At 60.1% G+C, this 19,199-nt stretch carries 24 protein-coding genes; 7 read left to right on the plus strand and 17 right to left on the minus strand.

The window, feature by feature from the left end; all coding sequences use genetic code 11:
- Nucleotides 1–65 precede the first annotated feature (65 nt).
- The 4 genes from ACH2ED_RS13740 to ACH2ED_RS13755 all read right to left on the minus strand — a co-directional run bounded on the left by ACH2ED_RS13740 (nt 66) and on the right by ACH2ED_RS13755 (nt 2,809).
- Nucleotides 66–347 carry a hypothetical protein gene (locus tag ACH2ED_RS13740; RefSeq protein ID WP_395092057.1) on the minus strand — a complete coding sequence of 94 codons (282 nt, stop codon included), beginning with the start codon at nt 345–347 and terminating at the stop codon, nt 66–68.
- A gap of 287 nt (nt 348–634) precedes the next feature.
- Nucleotides 635–1,867: a sigma factor-like helix-turn-helix DNA-binding protein gene (locus ACH2ED_RS13745; protein WP_395092060.1), complete on the minus strand. Its 1,233-nt coding sequence runs from the start codon at nt 1,865–1,867 to the stop codon at nt 635–637.
- Nucleotides 1,867–2,490, minus strand: coding sequence for a hypothetical protein (locus ACH2ED_RS13750; protein ID WP_395092063.1), 624 nt, complete (start codon nt 2,488–2,490; stop codon nt 1,867–1,869). Before ACH2ED_RS13750 ends, ACH2ED_RS13745 begins: the two co-directional genes overlap by 1 nt.
- A gap of 28 nt (nt 2,491–2,518) precedes the next feature.
- Nucleotides 2,519–2,809 (minus strand): hypothetical protein, encoded by a 291-nt coding sequence (locus ACH2ED_RS13755; protein ID WP_395092065.1) that lies wholly within the window; start codon nt 2,807–2,809, stop codon nt 2,519–2,521.
- Nucleotides 2,810–2,862: 53 nt separating this feature from the next.
- Between ACH2ED_RS13755 and hrcA the strand changes: the two genes are divergently transcribed.
- On the plus strand, nt 2,863–3,909 hold the full coding sequence (hrcA, locus tag ACH2ED_RS13760) for a heat-inducible transcriptional repressor HrcA (RefSeq protein WP_395092068.1): 1,047 nt from the start codon (nt 2,863–2,865) through the stop codon (nt 3,907–3,909).
- A gap of 3 nt (nt 3,910–3,912) precedes the next feature.
- Here hrcA and ACH2ED_RS13765 read toward each other — a convergent pair whose 3' ends face one another.
- The 10 genes from ACH2ED_RS13765 to ACH2ED_RS13810 form a co-directional block, all read right to left on the minus strand.
- Entirely contained in the window at nt 3,913–4,581 is a 669-nt protein-coding gene (locus ACH2ED_RS13765) for a hypothetical protein (protein WP_395092071.1), read from the minus strand.
- A gap of 3 nt (nt 4,582–4,584) precedes the next feature.
- Nucleotides 4,585–5,370 carry a hypothetical protein gene (locus ACH2ED_RS13770; RefSeq protein WP_395092074.1) on the minus strand — a complete coding sequence of 262 codons (786 nt, stop codon included), beginning with the start codon at nt 5,368–5,370 and terminating at the stop codon, nt 4,585–4,587.
- 77 nt (nt 5,371–5,447) lie between these two features.
- Nucleotides 5,448–5,903, minus strand: coding sequence for a universal stress protein (locus ACH2ED_RS13775; protein WP_395092077.1), 456 nt, complete (start codon nt 5,901–5,903; stop codon nt 5,448–5,450).
- Nucleotides 5,904–5,938: 35 nt separating this feature from the next.
- Entirely contained in the window at nt 5,939–6,175 is a 237-nt protein-coding gene (locus ACH2ED_RS13780) for a hypothetical protein (protein ID WP_395092080.1), read from the minus strand.
- A gap of 50 nt (nt 6,176–6,225) precedes the next feature.
- On the minus strand, nt 6,226–6,900 hold the full coding sequence (locus ACH2ED_RS13785; protein WP_395092083.1) for a response regulator: 675 nt from the start codon (nt 6,898–6,900) through the stop codon (nt 6,226–6,228).
- Nucleotides 6,897–8,096: a GAF domain-containing protein gene (locus ACH2ED_RS13790; protein ID WP_395092086.1), complete on the minus strand. Its 1,200-nt coding sequence runs from the start codon at nt 8,094–8,096 to the stop codon at nt 6,897–6,899. Before ACH2ED_RS13790 ends, ACH2ED_RS13785 begins: the two co-directional genes overlap by 4 nt.
- Before the next feature lie 83 nt (nt 8,097–8,179).
- A complete protein-coding gene (locus tag ACH2ED_RS13795) occupies nt 8,180–8,308 on the minus strand; it encodes a hypothetical protein (RefSeq protein ID WP_395092089.1) in 129 nt (42 codons plus the stop codon).
- A complete protein-coding gene (locus ACH2ED_RS13800; protein WP_395092091.1) occupies nt 8,299–8,556 on the minus strand; it encodes a hypothetical protein in 258 nt (85 codons plus the stop codon). Before ACH2ED_RS13800 ends, ACH2ED_RS13795 begins: the two co-directional genes overlap by 10 nt.
- The gene (locus ACH2ED_RS13805; protein WP_395092094.1) at nt 8,556–8,762 is read right to left on the minus strand and encodes a hypothetical protein; all 207 of its coding nucleotides are present in this window, start codon (nt 8,760–8,762) and stop codon (nt 8,556–8,558) included. The genes ACH2ED_RS13800 and ACH2ED_RS13805 overlap by 1 nt, the downstream gene beginning before the upstream one ends.
- Nucleotides 8,763–8,789: 27 nt before the next feature.
- Nucleotides 8,790–9,959, minus strand: a complete 1,170-nt coding sequence (locus ACH2ED_RS13810; RefSeq protein WP_395092097.1) for a serine hydrolase domain-containing protein — start codon at nt 9,957–9,959, stop codon at nt 8,790–8,792.
- Between the two features lie 114 nt (nt 9,960–10,073).
- Here ACH2ED_RS13810 and ACH2ED_RS13815 point away from each other — a divergent pair, with 114 nt between their 5' ends.
- The gene (locus ACH2ED_RS13815) at nt 10,074–10,694 is read left to right on the plus strand and encodes a Uma2 family endonuclease (RefSeq protein ID WP_395092099.1); all 621 of its coding nucleotides are present in this window, start codon (nt 10,074–10,076) and stop codon (nt 10,692–10,694) included.
- Here the strand turns inward: ACH2ED_RS13815 and ACH2ED_RS13820 are convergent.
- Entirely contained in the window at nt 10,691–11,428 is a 738-nt protein-coding gene (locus tag ACH2ED_RS13820) for a DUF1684 domain-containing protein (RefSeq protein WP_395092101.1), read from the minus strand. The two genes, ACH2ED_RS13815 and ACH2ED_RS13820, sit on opposite strands and share 4 nt — an antisense overlap.
- Nucleotides 11,429–11,517: 89 nt before the next feature.
- On the opposite strand from ACH2ED_RS13820, the gene ACH2ED_RS13825 reads away from it, so the two are divergent.
- From ACH2ED_RS13825 to ACH2ED_RS13835, 3 genes are all read left to right on the plus strand, one after another.
- Nucleotides 11,518–14,664, plus strand: a complete 3,147-nt coding sequence (locus tag ACH2ED_RS13825; RefSeq protein WP_395092104.1) for a DUF5695 domain-containing protein — start codon at nt 11,518–11,520, stop codon at nt 14,662–14,664.
- Between the two features lie 649 nt (nt 14,665–15,313).
- Entirely contained in the window at nt 15,314–15,703 is a 390-nt protein-coding gene (locus ACH2ED_RS13830; protein WP_395092106.1) for a hypothetical protein, read from the plus strand.
- Nucleotides 15,700–15,948 (plus strand): HNH endonuclease, encoded by a 249-nt coding sequence (locus tag ACH2ED_RS13835; RefSeq protein ID WP_395092109.1) that lies wholly within the window; start codon nt 15,700–15,702, stop codon nt 15,946–15,948. Before ACH2ED_RS13830 ends, ACH2ED_RS13835 begins: the two co-directional genes overlap by 4 nt.
- Nucleotides 15,949–16,293: 345 nt before the next feature.
- Here ACH2ED_RS13835 and ACH2ED_RS13840 read toward each other — a convergent pair whose 3' ends face one another.
- Nucleotides 16,294–16,743: a GNAT family N-acetyltransferase gene (locus ACH2ED_RS13840; protein ID WP_395092111.1), complete on the minus strand. Its 450-nt coding sequence runs from the start codon at nt 16,741–16,743 to the stop codon at nt 16,294–16,296.
- A 118-nt stretch (nt 16,744–16,861) separates the two neighbouring features.
- Nucleotides 16,862–17,842 carry a D-erythronate dehydrogenase gene (denD, locus tag ACH2ED_RS13845; protein WP_395092114.1) on the minus strand — a complete coding sequence of 327 codons (981 nt, stop codon included), beginning with the start codon at nt 17,840–17,842 and terminating at the stop codon, nt 16,862–16,864.
- Nucleotides 17,843–17,891: 49 nt separating this feature from the next.
- Here denD and ACH2ED_RS13850 point away from each other — a divergent pair, with 49 nt between their 5' ends.
- Complete coding sequence (locus ACH2ED_RS13850; RefSeq protein WP_395092117.1) at nt 17,892–18,926, plus strand: hypothetical protein; 1,035 nt, start codon at nt 17,892–17,894, stop codon at nt 18,924–18,926.
- Complete coding sequence (locus ACH2ED_RS13855) at nt 18,923–19,117, plus strand: asparaginase domain-containing protein (protein WP_395092120.1); 195 nt, start codon at nt 18,923–18,925, stop codon at nt 19,115–19,117. The genes ACH2ED_RS13850 and ACH2ED_RS13855 overlap by 4 nt, the downstream gene beginning before the upstream one ends.
- The last annotated feature ends 82 nt before the right edge of the window (nt 19,118–19,199 follow it).

Below are 19,199 nucleotides of genomic sequence, written 5' to 3' on the forward strand. Positions count from 1 at the left end.
AACGGAAAGGAACAACGACGCGGCTTCGCCGCCGGGGAAACCCACAACGACCAACGAAGACTAACTCACTCGATGGACCAAATCAGGGGTACACGCCAGAAGCGCGTGGGTAGCTCGGTTCCGTTCGCTAGTGTCTGCCAGCCCGTACGCTCGGCCTCGGTGAGTGTGCCCGACCAGGCTTGGGAGATGGTAGTGAAGTTGGCGCGAACGGCTTGCTGCCGTGCGGTCTTTGGGTTGGCGGGGATCACCATCGAGCGAACGATTTGCCCGTACTTGGTGGGAAGTTGTACGCCGCCGCCGCCTTTGCCGCTGGCCGCTTCGTACATGGGATTGAGTTTGACTTTCAAAGTCTTGCTCCTCAAACTAGCTCCACTGACCGTGTGGGCCTGTTGAGCGAGTGACTACAGCCGGGGCCTTACTCGGTCGGGCAAAACCACAACATATAGACACTCACTCAGAGAGATACTACTATATGTTGTGTTTGCTGGCAAGTTTGCCCGTGTGAGCCAGCCCCCTAGCCCCCGCCTGGCGGGGGGACAATGACGGGGGTGGAGTGCTTAGAAGAGAGTGAGGCTGGTGGTACCGCTCGCCGTGTTACAGCGACATAACATCTTGTCAGATTTCAAGATATTAACTACTCCCCTGGCTCCGCTTCCTCCGGTGGCTTCTTCTTGGGCTTCGCTGACTCCCAGAGCTCCACGTACTTCAAGATCGGATGCCACTTTCCTTCGTGCTCCTCCGCTCTCAGAGTTCCCGCGTTCACGAGCTGCCGAACCCGTTCACGAGACACACCCATGAGCCGGGCCGCTTCTGCCTGAGTTACCAAGTGTCCGGGCCTTCTCTGCTCCCGTGAGAGCTCCACAACCCGCTCTGCTTGGTCGGGGTCGTGGTAGGGTTCGCCACTCCTCAGAATCGCCACACAGCACCGTAGCAAGCTATCTGCCGTTCGACGGACTGCCTTACCAGGAGTGATACCCCGCGCTTTCCGGGCCGTGATCTGCCGCCCGAACTTTGACAGGTCGGGATATGAGGCCGCGACCATTCCAGCTAGGTATAGACTGCCCACTACGGGATGAGAGGGCAGCTTTGCTCTGACTGTTCGGTTTGTGGTCGTGCCTGTCTGCTCTCGACGAGGGGACCATCTTAGATACTTCCTCACATTCTCGATAGTTTTATCCTGGCCTTCTACCTCCTCTTCAAAGCGTGAGATGGGTAAGAGCACAGCCAGAAGCCGCACTGCCAGCGATTCCCCGACATGAGGCACACCGAGCAATAACTCCCATTCTGCCGGGAACTGTGCCTGTGCGAAGCTCACCGCGAGCGCGAAGGCATCTTCTGGCCCCGTGCTCTTTGCGGCATCTTCCCAGGGCTTCTTCCGGTCGGTCTGTCCGGCCCGTTCCGCCGCTCCTACTCTTAGCTTTGCCGATACTCTCAGCTTCTTGAGCGTTTCTGAATCAGCGACCAGGCCGCGCAGTTCCCATGCTTGTGCGATACTTGGCCACGGCACAAAGAGCGAACTTATCAGCCCTAGCGACGCTCTTCGGTACTCATCGTGCCAGAGAAAAAGATACCGAGCGATCCCCTGCGCGTCTGCTCTATCGTCTTTGTGTGACTGACCGGCGAGCCGACACATCGCCGCTCTCTGGTTCGTGTGAATGATAAACGCCTCGGTTCCGTGCTCCTCGACCATCAGCGCCCACTGAATCGCCAGCCGCCCTGTCCACTCCATTGCACACGCAACCGGCTTCAGCCGCTCCAAGAGCTTGGGAAAGGCCACCGTAGTGACCTCTCCCTCCTCGACGAGCTTCCCCTCAGACCACAAGGCCCAGTTCGCTTTCTTCGCCGCCAAATCCAAACCTAGATACATTAGATGTCCATTTCCCCTTTGAGCAAGAAGCCGATCTGCGACGCGAGACTCACACAGGCACAGCGCCTTCTTGTGTCTCCCTTCTTATCTAGCGCCTTGCCTACTCGCTGATACGCTTCCTTGCACACACCGAGCACCGCCCTGAGTGTCTCAACGTGCTGAAGGTTCTCCAGCAAGGGCAGCAGCTCCGCCAGCTCGTCACTGGGAGACGGATCACCGAGCGGCCCGTCACGGTGCGCCAGATCGGGGCGGGCTTCAGCCCGTGGTGTAGCGAGCTTCTCGTACTCTTCAGAGATCCAGAGACTCCGAACCTGGCCGTAGCAAGAGGCTAGCCTCTCACCATGCTCTTGCCAGTGCCCCGCTAACTCGGGCCGCTTCTTATGGTCGTAGGCTTCCTCGTTGCTCCGTGCCTCCGAGATCAGCACTTCCAGAGCCGCCAGATGCCCCTGGCAGGTCATCATAGGCCGTAGCGCCTCATCCGCTCGCTGGCACTCCTCCGCGGGGTTCAGTCGGCCATCGGCCAGCAGGAGCGGTTCGCGGCCCGGCTCCAGAACGTAGAGTGCCTTGATCGGGGCGGGGCAGATCAGCCCGGTCTGTGTGCCGGGATAGGTGAAGTCAGACATTTAGTTTCGTTACCTTTCGGGTGCTGTGCTACTGTGGCTGTTGAAGCTCAGAAGCGAGAGTGACGGGTAGCCCTTTGGCTTGTAGGCGTTTGGCAAGCCGCTCTGGTGTCGTGGGGGTCTTTAGTGGGGTGCCAGTGCGCTTGTGGCTTCCTAGGGCACTGTGCACCTGGGCTAGTAGCTGAGTGCGTAGAGTGGCAAGCTGGGCGATTCGGTCGGCATCTGTCGTTGGATACCAGCCACCAGCAAGCAAGAGCGCATCAACGGCTCCACGCAGATCAGAGCCACCGAGAGAGCCGGGTGGTTTACGATTGGTTTTCATTGCTTCCCTTCCTCCTTGACAGCAGGGACTCGGATAGATAAAATACCTAGGCAATGGACCTAGATCTGCGCAAGCAGCGTATTTTAAGTGCCGTGGTGCAGGACTATGTCTTGACGGCGGAGCCGGTTGGCTCACAAATTCTTGTGGAGCGGTATGCCCTGGGGGTGAAGTCCGCTACCGTACGCAACGAGCTAGCGGAGCTGAGCGAACGTGGTTTTCTGCGCCAGCCGCACACGTCGGCGGGGCGCGTACCTTCTGATCGAGGCTACCGCTTCTATGTCAACCGCCTAATGCCACTGACTCCTTTGGGGCGTCCCGAGGCGCAGCGCATTCAGCAGACACTTCTCTCGGTTGAGAGCGAGTTCGATGCGATCTTGCGCAAGACCTGTCAGTTGCTCAATCAGCTCACCCAGCTCCCCGCGGTTGTGACTTCGCCTGAAGCGCCGGATGACACGCGCTTGCGGCAGGTTTTTCTTTCTCCGACAGCCACGGACAAAGCCCTGCTGATGCTGCTTTTTTCCACTGGGCGTACGGAGCACCGCTTGCTCCCCGATGTGGCTTTGAGTGCGACCGAGGCGCTGACTCTGACAAGCGCTCTAAATGCTCGGCTGAGAGATAAACCTCTCTCAGAGCTACGTCGCATTGCTCAGGAAAGTGAGCTTCCCCCCGTGGAGCTAGCGGGGAAGGCACGGCTCTGGCAGCGCCTGGTGCGCGAGCTCGTGCAGGTCATGCAGAGCATTACGGAGAACACGCCCGTCTTTGTGGAGGGCACCCGCAGTGTGCTGGCGCAGCCGGAGTTCCGTGATGTGGAGCGCCTCAGTCAGCTCTTTGTGATCCTTCAGGAGCGCGCCGCCCTGCTGGAGCTGCTGCACCATGAGGCGGAGTTGGAGCTAGCAGTGCGGATCGGGGAGGAGCTAGGGCGTCCTGAGCTGGCCTGCTTTGCCGTGGTGAGCTCACCCTACTTTGTAGGAACACGGGAGCGCGGCAGTATCGGAGTAATCGGCCCGACCCGAATGGACTACAGTGTCGCCGCTGTGAGCGTCCGCTTTCTTGCCAGCACGCTCTCTGAGCTGCTCACCCAGCTTGCCGTGAGTGCCTGACGTTTACCCCCGGTACTCGAAGCTCCGGTAAGAAAAATAGCTGCGGTAGAGTAGCGCTTGAACTTGTGGCATAAACGGGTAGGTCAGGAGCATCATCAGCAGACTCAGCGGCCAGAAAGCCCCACCCGATAGTCCGTCCAAAAAATTCAAGGTCCAGACAAAGAGTGCGGCGTAGATGAGCTCGGGCTGGAGAGTCTTGATACTCAGCCGTAGCGTCTCCATCAGAGTGAGCTTCCTGTCCGCCAGAATGGGGCAGACCAATAAGAGGAGTCCTTCGAGGATAAACCCCAGAAGCGCCGTCGTTCTGTACCCGAGCTGAACCAGCCCTCCCACCACCATCGAGGTCAGTAGGGTGGTCCAGAGTCCCGCTGAGGGCGCAAAGAGCCGCCGTAGACGGACTTGCTCGCCGTTAAGCTGATCCAGTGTCATGCGGCAGAGCCCTGTCTGGAAGAAACGGTTCACTCCTCGAAGAACTGCCCACACCGCAACAGCGAGGAGGAAGCGTTGCCAGCCCTCCTCTGGGACTCGGATGAGCCGCACCAGAAGTAACCAGAGGGCGAGCTGCGTACTACAGGCCAGCAGCGATGCCCCTAGCCAGCGCCAGGGGTGGGCACGGTAGAGCGCCCAGGCATTCATGACCAGACCAATATTCAGGTGATGGGAGGGAGGCATGGGCTACGAGCCCTCCTGTGTTTCGGTCTGGTTAAAGCGCTCCGGGAAAAAGCTCCGGTACAGAAGCGCGATACAGATGGCGTGAAGTGGCATGGTGAACAGAACGCCCAGGCCGCAGGCAAAGAAACCCGCGAAGCTGATCATAGTGGTGACGAGCACAAAGGCAACGGCGATCCAGAGCTCGGACTTGATCAGGCGCACACTCTCGTTCATGGCCGCTATCGGCCCAAGCTTCTGATCCAGAACGAGAGGCAAGGCCAGGCAGAAGAGTGCCTGAAGAATAGCGCCCGGAAGTGACGAGACCAGGCGGGAAAAATCGCCCAGTATCTGCGTCAGCAACGTGTTTAGAATGCCGGATACGAGACCACTGACTAGACCGATGAATGACATCAAGGCAAGAACGGGCCCGAGGCGTGAGAAAGTGCCGAAAAGATCGCTGACCCGAAGGGTCTGCCCACGGAGCTGCTTGAGCGCCATGGACTGAAGCCCTCCGCTGATCAACCCGGAGAGCAGGATCATCCCCAGTACGGCGATCAAGAGTGAGCTGATCAGGGCTCCCGGATTCATGCCCTCGCCGCGCCGAAGTAGTAAGGCGACCAGCATTCCATAGAAAGGAGCCAGGGTGAGCCCGATGGCGGTCACGGCGATTAACGCGGTCGCGACCCAGGTGCCTAGCTGCTTCTGGAGGAGTTGAAACGCTTCGCTGATGAACTCGAACTTAACACGCTGCGTGGGCGGCATGTAGGCGGGGGGCTGCGTGGGAGGAGGCTGTTCTTGATCAGAATACATAGGGCTGTTCTCCTTTGGAGTGACAGCCCAGTATAACGTCAAGCCCTTCGTTTGTGCTACTTGGTTCGGCTTTTGTGCTACTTACTCCGGCTATTGACGACCACGAGGGGAACTGGAAAGCCTTCCAATAACTTATCCGCCTCAGAGGGCTCGCAGGGTTCGTCACGGTGCCCGAGGTGGCTCCCGATCACCGCCAGATCGTAGTGGTTTTCCTTGACCTCCGCGTGGAGCGCACGGGCTACATCCGGGGCGACCTGGATGCGGGTGCGGACGTAATAGCCGTAGTCGCGTAGGAACTTACGTGCCGAGTCCAGTGCCTGTTCGGCATGCCTCCAGCGTGCCTGACGCAGGGTGTCCAGCTCCGGACTCGTGCCCTCCGTCGGGGGGACGGTGGCCAGCAGGGTCATCTGTGCCCCGGTCATCGGAACCATCAGGCGGGCAGCCTCCAGCACGACTTGCTGCGAGAGGGGGGTACAGTCCACAGGGACGAGGACTTTGGTGTAAGCGATTCGAAAGAGTGGTTCTAGTTTCATAATAAGCCTCCAGAAAGTTATCTGATACTCTGATTCTAGACTAAGCTAGGGCTCTGGGAATCTGCTAAATGACGGATTCGACGGCTGGCAACAATCTTGTTGGCACAGTCGGGGCAGTAGTGCTTCCAGGCACCGCTCTCCTGAACAAAAAGCCAGCGGGAGGGAGTGATATTCGTGGGACGGACACCCTCCAGGCGCACCGGAACTGGCACCGAGGCAGTACACCCCGCGCCATCGCAGCTCAGGTAACGCCCATTCACACTCCGACTCATGGAGCCATTTTAGGCTCTAGCTGTCTGTTTGCCGTCTGCTAATCGGCGTATTAGTGGTACGTAGAGAGCTTGGGGAGGTCGGTTTCGTTGACTAGGCCCTGGCGGGCGGCCCAGACAGCGGCCTGTACCCGGTCTGAGACGCCCAGCTTGCCGATGACGTGCTCGACGTGAGTCTTGACAGTTCCCTCGCTGATGAAGAGCACTCCCCCAATCTCTCGGTTGGTGAGCCCAGTGGCCACTAACTTGAGAACTTCTTCCTCGCGTCGGGTGAGTGGCTCGATGAGATCAGCGGCCTGTGCGGAGTCCCCTACAACTTTAAGAGAGCGAATCAGATCCTGTGTGGTGAGTAGTTGCTCACCACGCAAGACGGCACGCATGGCCTCCAAAAGTGCGTCGTGGTCTATTCCCTTGAGCAGGTAACCCGCTGCACCGCCCGCCACGGCGCGCGCCATGTAAGTTGGGTTGTCGTAGGTGGAGAGCATGAGCACCGCTGTCTTGGGAAGCGCTGTCTTAATGGCCACGAGGGCGCTGAAGCCATCGCCACCGGCCATACGGATGTCTAGCAGCACGAGGTGCGGTTTTGTTTCCTGTGCCACCGTCACGCCTTCGTTACCCGAAGACGCTTCTCCAACCACATCAAACTCGGTGCCGCGTAACATGGCCTTGACTCCACCACGGACGATGGTGTGGTCATCCACTAAAACGACGCTATACCTGGTACTCATCTTTGTTTTTCTTCCTCATGGTACGAAACGGGAAAACTTGCTGAGAGCTGGGTCCCTTTGCCAGGAGCACTTTCAATGAGGAGTGTCCCTTCGAGCAGGCGAACCCGCTCCGCCATTCCGTGCAGCCCGATATGTTTCTCATCGGCGTGAGTACGCCCTGGATCGAATCCACACCCGTCATCGGTGATAGTTAAAAGCAGTAGGTTCGCACCTTCTTGCAGGAGCGTGACTTGAACTTGCTGCGCCACCGCGTGCTTGCGAGCATTGGTCAGTGCCTCCTGAGCCACCCGATAGACCGCCGTCACGAGGGAGGGGCTGAAGCGCTCCCCCTCCACATTGTGCAGGAAATCCGCCTCCACCCACCCGGCACGCACTTTCTCTTCCTGAACGAGCTGTGCCAGCGCCCCTGCCAGGCCCATGTCATCGAGTGCCAGTGAGCGTAGGCCATTGACGAGCCGCCGAGACTCGACAACCGCATCCTTGAGGTACTTGAGCCCCAGAGTCAGGTCCTCGTCGTCCTTGCCATAGACACGCTGGAAGGCGGCTAGGTGCATGTGGGCCGCCATGACGTACTGTGTCAAGCCATCATGCAGATCGTAGGCCACCGCGCGGCGCTCTTCCTCCTGCGCAGCAATAAGACCCGCCACCAGTGCCCGCTGGCGCTTCAGGAGCTGCCAGTTGCGGATTGCCACGGCCAGGTGCATCGAGAGCGCCTGTATCGTCCGCTCATCTTCTTCCGTGAACCCACCGGGTTTTTCGGTGAGGTAGATGCTCCCCAAAACCGTCTGATCGTAGCGTATAGGAACTCCGAGGAAGCTCTCCATAGGGGGATGGTGTGCAGGAATCCCAGCGGAACTTGTGTGCTGGCTTAATTTTTCCAGTCGGAGGGGGGTCTCGCGCTGGAGAAGGAGCCCTAAAATACCCGCGCCGCGTGGCTTAGCCCCGATGGCTTCTAACTCGCTGGGGGTCAGCCCGGCGGTCAGAAACTCCTCTAGGCTCTCCCCGCCCGCCCGAGCCACCCCAATGGCGCAGTAGCGCGCCCCGATAAGCTGTCGTGCCGCCTCCGCGAACTGCTGGAGCGCCTCTTCTCCGGTCTGGCTGGCAAGAATCTCGGTGTGGATACGATCCGCCACTCCTCGGAGACGTGCGCCCGCACTGATCTGCTCCTGGAGCACTTCTAGCTGATTATCACTCACCAGATGCTATTGTACCGCGCCTTGGTTTCGGGAAATTTTCAATTTCACTCGCTTTCAGTCCACAATCGCGGCGCAGGCCATGCCTATACTGCGTCATCTTCGAGAGTCCAGTCCTCACAGCGGAGACCGGGGACTTTGCTGTAGTCACGGAGGTTGCGGGTGAGCAGGGTGGCCTGGTTTGAAAGGGCGATGGAGGCGATCTTCAAGTCCATAGTGCCAATGCGCACTCCTGCTTTTCTGAGACGTGGTGCTGACGGAGCCGCTGATACCCTGTGACCTGTAGCTCCATCGTTTTGGCCTGTGCGATCCAAGCTAGCCAACCCCGCATCTGCTCTTCATAGGTTACGATGGTTACGGCAACGTCATCGGGGCGGATAAGAAGTAGCCGTTCGGTCATCCGTCGCGCTTCGGGCGTGTCACGATCCAGCAGACTCTGGCAGTCCGTGTCGAGCAGATACATCAGGATTGTGTTGGCTCTTTGTCGGCGGCATCTCGCCAGGCACGCCCCAGACGCATCGCTTCGTCGTAAATCGGATCGTCTTTAAACGTGCCGCGTACTTGCTCCCACCAGGGGCGAGCAGGCTCCTCTTTATCCACTTTCTGACGAAGTGCTTCAAGGGTATGCTCCAGAGAAACAACGCGTTTTTCTAATTCGGCAACAGTCATAGGCGCATTTTATCGGAGTGAAGCATCTTAGTCCACAATTGCGGCGCAGACCATCTCTAGGACACGGCGCAGGCCGTCGTCGCCGCCGAGGGAGCCGTCGTGGAAGAGTGAGCGGGGAGTTGGTTTCCAGGTGTCGCGGCTGGTGTCTTGCGGGGGCTGGGGGATCTTGGTGTAGCTCGGGTCGTACTGGAAGTTTCCGCCGCCCATTTTGTAGAGCACCAAGTCCAGCGAGGGCACGACGTAGAGACAAAAGCCACCCGCCCCGGATTTCCAGAAGGCATCTCTTGGTGCACCTGCGACGTGGCCGTCGGCGTTGTGCTCGAACTGCAAGCTGAACGGGGAGTGGGGGTTGTAGGGCAGCATCTTGTTGCAGAGGGCTAAATACTCCGGCGGGACGATTTGCTTATTCCCCCAGCGTCCACCACGTGCCAGGCAGTAGGCAAAGCGCACGGCATCCGTGGCGTGGAGCGCGGTGCTGCCCGCACCGTTGGCGTGCGGCATGAGAAAATCGCCACGCTGGAGGCAGTAGTCCCACGCCCCCCAGCCCTGCGGCTTGGCGAGACGCGTGTCAATGTAGTCCCGCAAGTCCATTCCCGTGATACGGCGCAAGACCATTGACGCAATATGCGGGGCGGGCGACGAGTACGAGTAGCCCTTGCCCGGATCGCACCAGAGCGGCGTGCGTAGAGACGACTGATCCAAGTTCCGAATGTCCTGACCCGGCACCGGCGTGAGGGGCACTATCTTGCCGTCGGCGAATCCCGGACTACTGCCCTCGCCATGATAACCTGCCGACATGCACAAAAGCTGCCCGAGCGTGATCTCAGCCTTGCGCGGGTCGTCCAGCGGGAACGCCTCGGGGAGAAGCTCCGGGGTGAAGACTTTGGTGTCCAGCCCCTGCAGAATCTTACTCTTAAACTCCTTGAGCATCACGCCGCACGCAATACTCGTGAAGCACTTACCCGTCGAGGCCATGTCCGGGTTGCAGGTGCGGCTCGCTCGCCCGGCGTAGTTCTCGGAGACCAGCCAGCCGCGTCGGACGATCACCAGCCCCGAGTTGGCGCTACAGCGCTGGCACTGCTCCCACGCCTGCTCCAGCCGCGTCTTGTCCACGCCCGCGCGTTGCCGGAGCGCCTTCACATCCTTCAGAGTTCGCCAGCCACCGGCACTATCCGGCGGTGGAAAGTAGTTGTCCATGCGGCGATTGTACCAAAATTGCCCCCCATCCCCCGCCCGGCGGGGGTCAGGGGGGCTGGGTGTGCGGCGATTGTACCAAAATTGTGCTATCCTAGCAGAGAGGAGAACAGTCGTATGCCAACCCTGACACGAGAACGAAAGACCTACCAGCGCTTCCCTGCCGAGCGGGTGATCGGGCGGATGAGCGTGGACGAATGGATGGTGCTTCTGGAGCACTCGAAACACAAGTCAAACTATATCTGTGGGGAGGTGGTGGAAGTGGCGGGAGCAAGCCCGGAGCATAACGTAGTTGCCATGAATATGGCGGTGGCGCTACGCAACTCGCTGGATATTTTAGAGACCAACTGCGATGTTTTAGGGAGCGACCAGAAGGTCTTTGTGCCGCCCGGACTCTACTACTTCCCCGATCTGTGTGTGGTCTGCGGCGAGTGGAAAGTAGATCTGCGTGATGCGCTCCAGAACCCCTGTGTGATTGTCGAGGTTCTCAGCCCGAGTACGGAGTCTGATGACCGCACTGACAAGTTCCGCGAGTACCAGCAAATCGCCTCGCTCCGCCACTATATTTTGATTGACCAGAGCCGTGTGGCCGTGACGCACTTCGAGAAGCTCGCCGTCGGGCTGTGGGCAATTGTCGGGGACTTCCGCTCGCAGGACGACACACTGAAGATTGCTCTGGCGGGAGCTACCGTGGAGGTGCCGCTCGCGCAGATTTACCGGCGTGTTGTTTTTAGCTAATGTGTCTTTTTCTCGCCAACGGAAAGTGCGATAGGGAGGTAGTTGGCGCGCGGAGGAAGCGGGCAGGTGGCGAACTCCGTGAAGGCGCAGGGGGGGCTGACGGCACGGTTGAAGTCTAAGACTACTCTCCCATTTGCGGGCTTCTCCGTGTCTAAAAAGCGCCCGGCGGGATAGGTGGTCTTGCCGCTGGTGAGATCGTGGAAGTTGAAGAAAAGCCCGCTTGGTGTGCCCTGCGCTTCTAGCCGACAGAGCTTGCCATCGAGCGGAAAAGTCACGTAACCGGGGCAGGGGACGGGTTGCGTGTCGCCCAGAACGTTGGTGATGGCGAGAGTCTTGCCCTGCGGGTAGGGATGAAACGTCGCCGTGATCCGGTAGGCTTCCTCGGGGGCGAACCAGTGCTGGCCCGTGAAGTTCTTGCGCGCCGGGCTCTCGCTATCGTAGACCCGGATGCCCAGGCGCTTGCCGCGCTGAAGAATCTGCCCGGTCACCGAGCCCTTGGTGAGCTTCTCGGTGCTATTGGGCCTGAGTAAGCGCCGCTCGCCCTCAGGCGTGTAGAGCCGGACACTCTCCCCTGTGCGCACCAGTTTCCCGAGTGCTCGAAGCGCGGGCGGCAGCGGGTTGTCGCCCTCATTGAGCCAGAAAAGCCCCACCACACTCAACCAGCCGCCCTCTTTGGTGAGCTCGGCCTCCTGAGCCTTACGCCAGGCAGTCAGCTCGTCTAAATAGGTTTGCATGCAGAGAGTTTACCTGTGACGTCGCTCCAATTCACCCCGATGCGTTTCACGTATGGCCGAAGCCGTCGTCTAGTGCTATCCTGTGACCCATGCAACTCTTTGAACTCGATGCGCTCGCGCCGGATGCTGGTGGTGCGCTCTGGGGTGGTTTTACGCGAGTCGGTAGCCCGGCACTTCGCCAATTAGGCGGTCAGCATGCGGTGTTTTTCGATGGTAAAGCCGACACCTACGAGCTGGCCAAAGCGCCCGCGGAGCTGTGCGGGGCGCACCCCCGGACGATAGAAGTCTGGGCGTTCAAGGAATCGGTGCGCGGCGATGAGGAGACGCTGATCGGCTGGGGGCGGCGTGGTGGGCCGGTGGCGACCAACATGGCGCTGAACTGGGGCAACAATGGGGCCTACGGTGGCGCGACCCACTGGGCTGCGGACATGGGCTGGCACGGCACGCCACGCGCCGGGCAGTGGCATCATCTTGTTTACACCTACGATGGCAAGACCGCACGCCTCTACGACAACGGGGCGGAGAAGGCCAGCATGGATGTGCGGCTGGCAACGCCCGCTAATTTCCCGATTCGCCTCGCCGTCCAGAACGCCGCCAACGGGAGCCCTGCTTTCAAAAATGAGTACAACGGCTCGGCGATGTCTGGGCCGGTGGGGATTGCACTGCTTCGGCTCCATGACGCGGCCCTGAGCGAGGCGGAAGTGCAGGCGGCGTTTGGAAAAGACCAAGAGCGCTTCAAAGCCGTCGCGCCGCTGACCCTGGCGAAGCTACGCGAGGGCGGCGTGACGAAAGTGAGCGCAGGGGGGCTGACGCTCACGCTTTCCAAGAGCGAGAACAAGCCGCTGGGCTTAGTGGCGGATGCGACGGGCTTTGATTTTCTGCCAACAGACCGGCTGCTCACGCGCCTCGGGGAGGGCTTTCATCATTTAGGTGATCTGTTAGTACGCGCCAGCGGGCAAGTGGCGACGAAGACGGATTGGCTGAGTGACAAAGGCCAGCTTGTGTTGCGGGCTACGGTGAGCAACAACGGGACGGTGCCCGTCGAGCTGCTGGCGGTCGGCTTTCCGGTAATCTTCAATAACATCATCTCGGACCGGGATCTGCCGCAATCCCATGAGAAGTGTGTGTTCTTTGACCCGTATATCGGCCAAGGAGCAGGCTATCTGCGGGTGACGCGGCTCTCCGGCGCTGGCCCCGCTCTCGCGGTGCTCCCCGAGGGCAACACACCCTTTGAAGCCTACCAGCCAATCCGTGAGCCCATCGGCCCGAGCCAAACCTTCGAGGGCGCGTATGCCTGGCTCGCCCATAGCGCCGCCTACGCCGAGAAAGAGTGGGGCAAAGCCACGCCCTGGAATGTCCCAACCAAGGCGACGCTTGCGCCTGGTGAGTCAAGAACCTACGGCCTGCGCTTCGTGCTCTCCGAGAGCATACGAGGGCTGGAGAAGGCGATTGCGGCGGCGGGGCGCCCTGTGGCGATTGGCGTCCCCGGGTATATCGTGCCGCAAAACTCCGATGCCAAGCTGATCCTGAACTACGACAAGCCCGTGAAGAGTCTGTTGGTGGAGCCTGCGGGCGCGCTGGAACTCAAGCCCGCCGGGAAGACACCGGCGGGCTGGGCGGCCTACGCCGTGAAAGCCACGGGTTGGGGACGGGCGCGTCTGACACTGACCTACGCCGATGGCCTCACTCAGACCGTCCACTACTGGCTCACCAAGCCCGCCGCACAGACCGTGGCTAGCCTCGGCAACTTTCTCTTCACCAAGCAGTGGTACGAGAAGCCGAATGACCCGTTTGGCCGCAGCCCGTCGGTGATGAGCTACGATAGGGAGCTGAATCAGATCGTCGAGCAGGACAGCCGCGCCTGGATCGCGGGCCTCGGCGATGAAGGCGGCTCCGGCTCCTGGCTGGCGGCAGCGATGAAGCTGTTCTTGCAGCCCGATACGGCGCAAGTCGCACAATTCGAGCGCTTTGTGGATGGGGTCTTGTGGGGCGGCTTGCAGTATTCCAGTGGCCCCAATAAGTACGGCGTGAAAAAGTCGCTGTTCTTCTACGACCCCAAGGCGCTCCCCGACTTTCCGTACCGAAAAGACATCAACTGGGGCTCGTGGACCAGCTGGAGCAAGAAGGCCACCGAGGATATCGGGCGGGGCTTCAACTACCCGCACGTGGTTGCGGCCTACTGGAGCCTCTACCGAGTCGCACGCAACACACCGGGCATGACCAAGCACCACGACTGGAAGTGGTACTTGGAGCAGGCGTTCCAGACCACAAAATTTCTCTTTTCGGGGCGCGTGGGCTACGCCGAGCTGGGGCTGATGGAGGGGACGGTTTTTCTACGCCTCCTCAAAGACCTACAAGCCGAGGGCTGGACCGCGCAGGCCAGCGAGCTGGAAGCGCTGGTCAAGAAGCGGGCCGAGAAGTGGCGCAAAGAAGCCTATCCGTTTGGCTCGGAGATGGCCTGGGACTCGACGGGCCAGGAAGAGGTCTACGCCTGGACCAAGCACTTCGGCTACGACGATAAAGCCACCGTCTCGATCAACTCGATTCTGGGCTACATGCAGCCGATCCCGCACTGGGGCTACAACGGCAACGCGCGGCGCTACTGGGATTTTCTTTACGGCGGCAAGCTGTCCCGTATCGAGCGCCAGCTCCACCACTACGGCTCCGGCATGAACGCGCTTCCCGTGCTCACCGAGTTCCGCTCCCACCCCGACGATACTTATTTGCTCCGAGTGGGCTACGCGGGCATGATGGCTCCGCTGAGCAACATTGACGAGGGCGGGTTCGCGTCGGCGGCGTTCCACTCCAACCCGGACACGCTCCGCTGGGACTACTACTCCGGCGACTACGGCCCCGGCTTTCTGGGCCACGCCCTCAACACGGGAACCTATATCGTCAATGACTCCGAACTCGGCTGGCAGGCGTTTGGCGGCGCTCTCACCCAAAAGAGCAATCTCGTCACCGTCGTGCCGCAAGACAGTCTCCGTCAGCGCATCTTTATCGCCCCACTTGCGCTCTGGCTCGTCCTCGATGCCGGGCAGTTCGAGCGCGTCGCGCTGGACACCAAGACCGGCCAAGTCACGCTCACCTTCCCCGCCAAAACCACAAACGCCCCCGTTGCCCGACTACGGATTGAAGGCAAGCACCAACCAACGGCTAAACTGCCTATCGAACGTGGGGCATTCGTTATCGAGCTGGGAGCGCGAACCCGCACCGTAAGCCTGGGAAATATCTAACGACGCTAGAGATCACCGGCCCTTTGCCGGTGGGCGCAAGCCCGCCGGCAAAGGGTCCGGTGCATCGACGGGTTGGGCGTGGCTTGGGGTCTCCAAGCTAACCGGTGGAGGTTCACACAGCTCGTACAGGGTACATTGTCCACCCCCGTCAGTAGTGATCTGGACAACACGGCGGTAGCGCGCGGATGCACCCTTCCCAATGGATGGTTCGAAGACTTCGTAACTACCGCAGAACAGAGATATGGACATCTCATCGTAGCCGCGGGTAAGAACAAGTTCGATCGTTGAGTGCCTCACCACCTGACCCGTAAACGAAAGGCTTATGTTCGCAGCAATGACTTCAGCTCGCACGGAGGTTTTTTCGCGCTCCCAAAGTTCGAGGAGATCCACTCCGTTCTGATTGAGCACGTTCATACGGTGGGTAGCGACGCCCAACTAGTGTTTCTGCCGCAGCGGTGTTTGCTCCCTCGTGGGGAGTGTTATGCCGCAGCGGTCATAATGACGATTTTGGGGTGTTATGCCGCAAGCGGCTGCTGAGTTTCTTGTGGGCATCTTCATCCCTTCGCATTATGCCACAGGTAGCCAAGATATTCAAACCTTCCCGGCGCGATGGGGCACCGGAGAAGCTACCAGGCGGTAAAATAGCGGCATGACTCTGACCGTTTCTCAGGAAGCAGAACAGCTACTCCTCTCTGAAGCCGCACGCACAGGAATACCCGTGGGAGAAGTTCTTCAGCGGGTTGTTGCGGCGCACTTCGCCACCGCACCGAATCCCCCCAGTGACGCGGAGCTGGAGCGTATCGCGCGACAGGAACCCGCGCAGCATCTGCGCAGTGCCTACCAGGAGCTGACCGCAAAGCAGCGTGCGACGCCGCTCTCCGAACCGGAACGCGATGAGCTTTTACGTCTGCTGGAGCACCTGGATTCCCACCATGTTCGGCGCATGGAGGCCGTGGCGGAGCTTGCAAAGCGCCTGGGGCTAACGCTTCATGTCTGCATGGGGCGCTTCGGGGTTCGCCCCTTGGAGGTATTGGGGTGAATGAAGCACTTCGCGCCGCCGTTGCCGCAAGAGCGAGAGGGCGTTGTGAGTACTGCGGCTTGCCTGCCGACTACTCCTCCGCTACTTTTGAGGTAGACCATATCCTTCCGCGTGTGGCACAAGGAAGCGATCACCTTCTCAACCTTGCCTGGGCTTGTCCCTCCTGCAACGATCACAAAGCGGCTGCCACCGAGGCACCTGACCCTGAATCAGGCTTGCTTGTCCCACTGTTTCATCCCCGCTAGGATAGCTGGGTAGAGCACTTCCGATGGAGTCAGGAGGGATTCTCCGTCGAGGGAATCACTCCGATAGGTCGTGCAACTGTCCAGCGACTTCAAATGAACCGAACACCATCGGTTAATCTACGCCGTATCCTAGCTGCCTTTGATCTCCACCCGTGATTCTTGGTCAAATAGGCCGAGCACGCCTCCGTCGCCTGGCTCCGCATCGAAGGTAAGCACCAGCCCACCGCCAAGCTCCCCACCGAATGTGACGCATTTGTGGTTGTGCTGGGAGCAAAGCCGACCCTCGTCAAACTGGATGCCTAGTGCCGGAGGAACGAGCCCTCCGTTTGAGCGAGAGGCTAGGCCTCACTGGCAGAGTGTGCGCTCCATGAAGCGCCAACGACTGTGGAACTCAGGTGGCACTTCCACTCCTTCATATGCGGCGCAGTCCGAAAAACCATTGGTCTCGTAGAGTCGGTGAGCGGACTTCATAAAGAGGGCTGTGTCAAGGCAAACTCTCTGATAACCGAAAGCCCCTGCATCTGCGAGCAGGCGATTGAGCATCAGTTCACCCAGCTTCATTCCGCGAAACGCTGGCCGGAAGTAGATGCGCTTGATCTCCGCAACACCAGTGCGAAGGAATCGAAGTCCGCCCATTCCCGCCACGCTGCCATCTATCTTTACGATGTAGAAGATGCCTTTGGGAGGTGGATCGCCGCAGACTTTGGCGATGACAGTGGGGACATATTCGCTCGCTGTCATTCCGACGATGTTGTCTGACGTTACCGCGAAGAGCTGCTCGATCTCAGCGAACACCCATGACAAGTATTCAACGTTAAGCTCGATGAGTTCATCTCGGTTGGCTACGGGATCGGCGACGACAAATAGGGGGTTGGGCATTGAAATTTCCGTGGCTCGAGGGCAGGGTTCTCACTCACCTGACGGGTACATTTTGTGGCTCTAAACGCCTAGCAAAAGCACGCACGATCTCAGTGAAGTTCTGGTCGGCGCAGTAGCCTAAAGCAAGCGCTCGTTCGGGGGCGAACTTTGTCGGCCAGGTGATGACAAGTTTAAGGACTCGGGGGTCGGGAGCATCTTTCACCTGTGCCAGCGCCTCCGGGCCGCCCACTTCGAGAAGCGACTCCAGCATCTCGGAGACACGCACGCACAGGCCCGGTAAGTTAAGGCCGGGGCCGTAGACGCCTCCGTGAAAGCGCTCGTGCTCAATCGTGAGCGTGTGTCGCAGCGCGGCAACGGCGGCAGAGGGGGAGAACAGCCACACGGCGGTGTCTCGGGGCACGGGAAGCTCTGAAATCTGCCCCTGGAGCGGCTCGCGGATAATCCCACTGGCGAAGCTGGAGAGCGCCGCGTTGGGCTTGCCGGGGCGGACACTCACCGTGGGGAGGCGCACGGCGCGCCCATCTAAGAATCCCTTGCGGGTGTAGTCGCCGATGAGGTACTCGCTCATGAGCTTCTGGACACCGTAGGAACCCTGGGGAGCGGCCACGGTCGCATCGGTGACAACTTCGGGGAGATTTCCGCCAAAGACGGCGACACTTGAGGTGAAGACCAGGCGCGCTATCGGCCCGCCACTCCCACTCTGGCGGCGCAGCGCTTCGAGCACGGTGCGGGTTCCCTCCAGGTTGGCACGGTAGCCCAGATCGAAGTCCGCCTCCGCCGAGCCCGAGACCACTGCCGCCAGATGGTAGGCTTGCTCAATCGGCGCGACCTGCGCGAGGGTCGCCGCCAGCCAATTCCCATCAGAAAGATCGCCTGCAAACGCCGTCACCCGCTCGCTTTCAAAGTGCATCGGCACCACATCGAGTGCCGTGACGGTCGCCTCGGTCTGTGCCAGCAGCGTCTCGATCAAGAGCCGCCCTAAGAAACCACCCGCCCCGGTTACCAGAGTATGCATATCTCGCAAAGTATACACTGCCAGAGAGTGTGTTGGGTAGAATGAAGTCATGAAACAAACCTGGAAGAACGGGCTTCCGACAGCTCCCGATTACTTTCCCATCGGGGTGTGGCTTCAGTCACCAGAGAACGCGTCGCGCTATGGGGCGGCGGGGATCAATCTCTATGTCGCGCTCTGGCAGGGGCCGACCGAGAAGCAGCTCACGGCGCTCAAAGCCGCCAAGATGCGGGTGATCTGTGAGCAGAATGCGGTGGGGTTGACGCACAAGGACGATCCGATTATTGCGGCTTGGATGCACGGCGACGAGCCCGATAACGCGCAGGCCGTCACCGACCCGGTGACGGGTAAGAAGGGCTGGGGGCCGTGTGTGCCGCCCGCAAAGATTGTCGCCGACTACCAGAAGCTCCGCGCCACCGACCCGACGAGGCCGATTTTGCTGAACTTGGGGCAGGGTGTCGCCAACGATGACTGGAAGGGGCGCGGGGCGGGCGCGAAGCTCTCGGACTACGAGACGTACGTGCAGGGCGGCGATATTGTCTCCTTTGATGTCTACCCCGCCGCCAATAACCTGCCGCTCGGGCTGGTGGCGAAAGGCGTAGACCGGCTGGTGGGCTGGACGGGTGGCAAGACGCGCATTTGGAACTGCCTGGAGTGCACGCGCATTGACGGCAAGACCAAGGCCACCCCGAGACAAGTGCGCAACGAGACGTGGCGGGCGATTATTCACGGCTCACGCGGCCTGATCTACTTTGTGCACCAGTTCCAGCCCAAGTTCAACGAGCACGCGCTTCTCGACGATCCCGAGATGCTTGCCTCGGTCACAGCGACCAATAAACAAATTCGCGAGCTGGCCGCAGTCATCAACAGCCCGCGCGGGAAGCGTCGCACCCAAAACGGCGTTGAGATGCTCGTGGTGGAGCACCAAGGCGCGAACTATATCTTTGCCGCCGCGACAGGCGATACCACCGTGACGGCTGAGCTAGACCCGTGCGGCAAGATCGAGGTGCTGGGCGAGGGGCGCACGGTCTCGGGGAGCGACACGTTTGCTCCCAACGATGTGCACCTCTACCGGATCACGGGATGATGACACTTCCCCGGATTGTTGTCATCGGAATGGGCGGCACGATTGGGATGGTGCGCGGGGCCGAGGGAGCGCTACATCCTGCGGCATCGGTGGGGGAGCTTCTGGGCCAAGTACCCGCCGCCGCCCGTTATGCCGAGCTTTCTCTGCTCCCCCTGGCGTCGCTGGATATAGCATTCCTAATTGAGTTGTAAACACCCTGTATACCACTTCACTTTTTCAAACAAAAACGTCGAACTATTTAAAAACTCAACAAACAAAGACTTCGTCTGAGCA

The organism is Armatimonas sp., from assembly GCF_043757465.1.
Classification (GTDB): domain Bacteria; phylum Armatimonadota; class Armatimonadia; order Armatimonadales; family Armatimonadaceae; genus Armatimonas.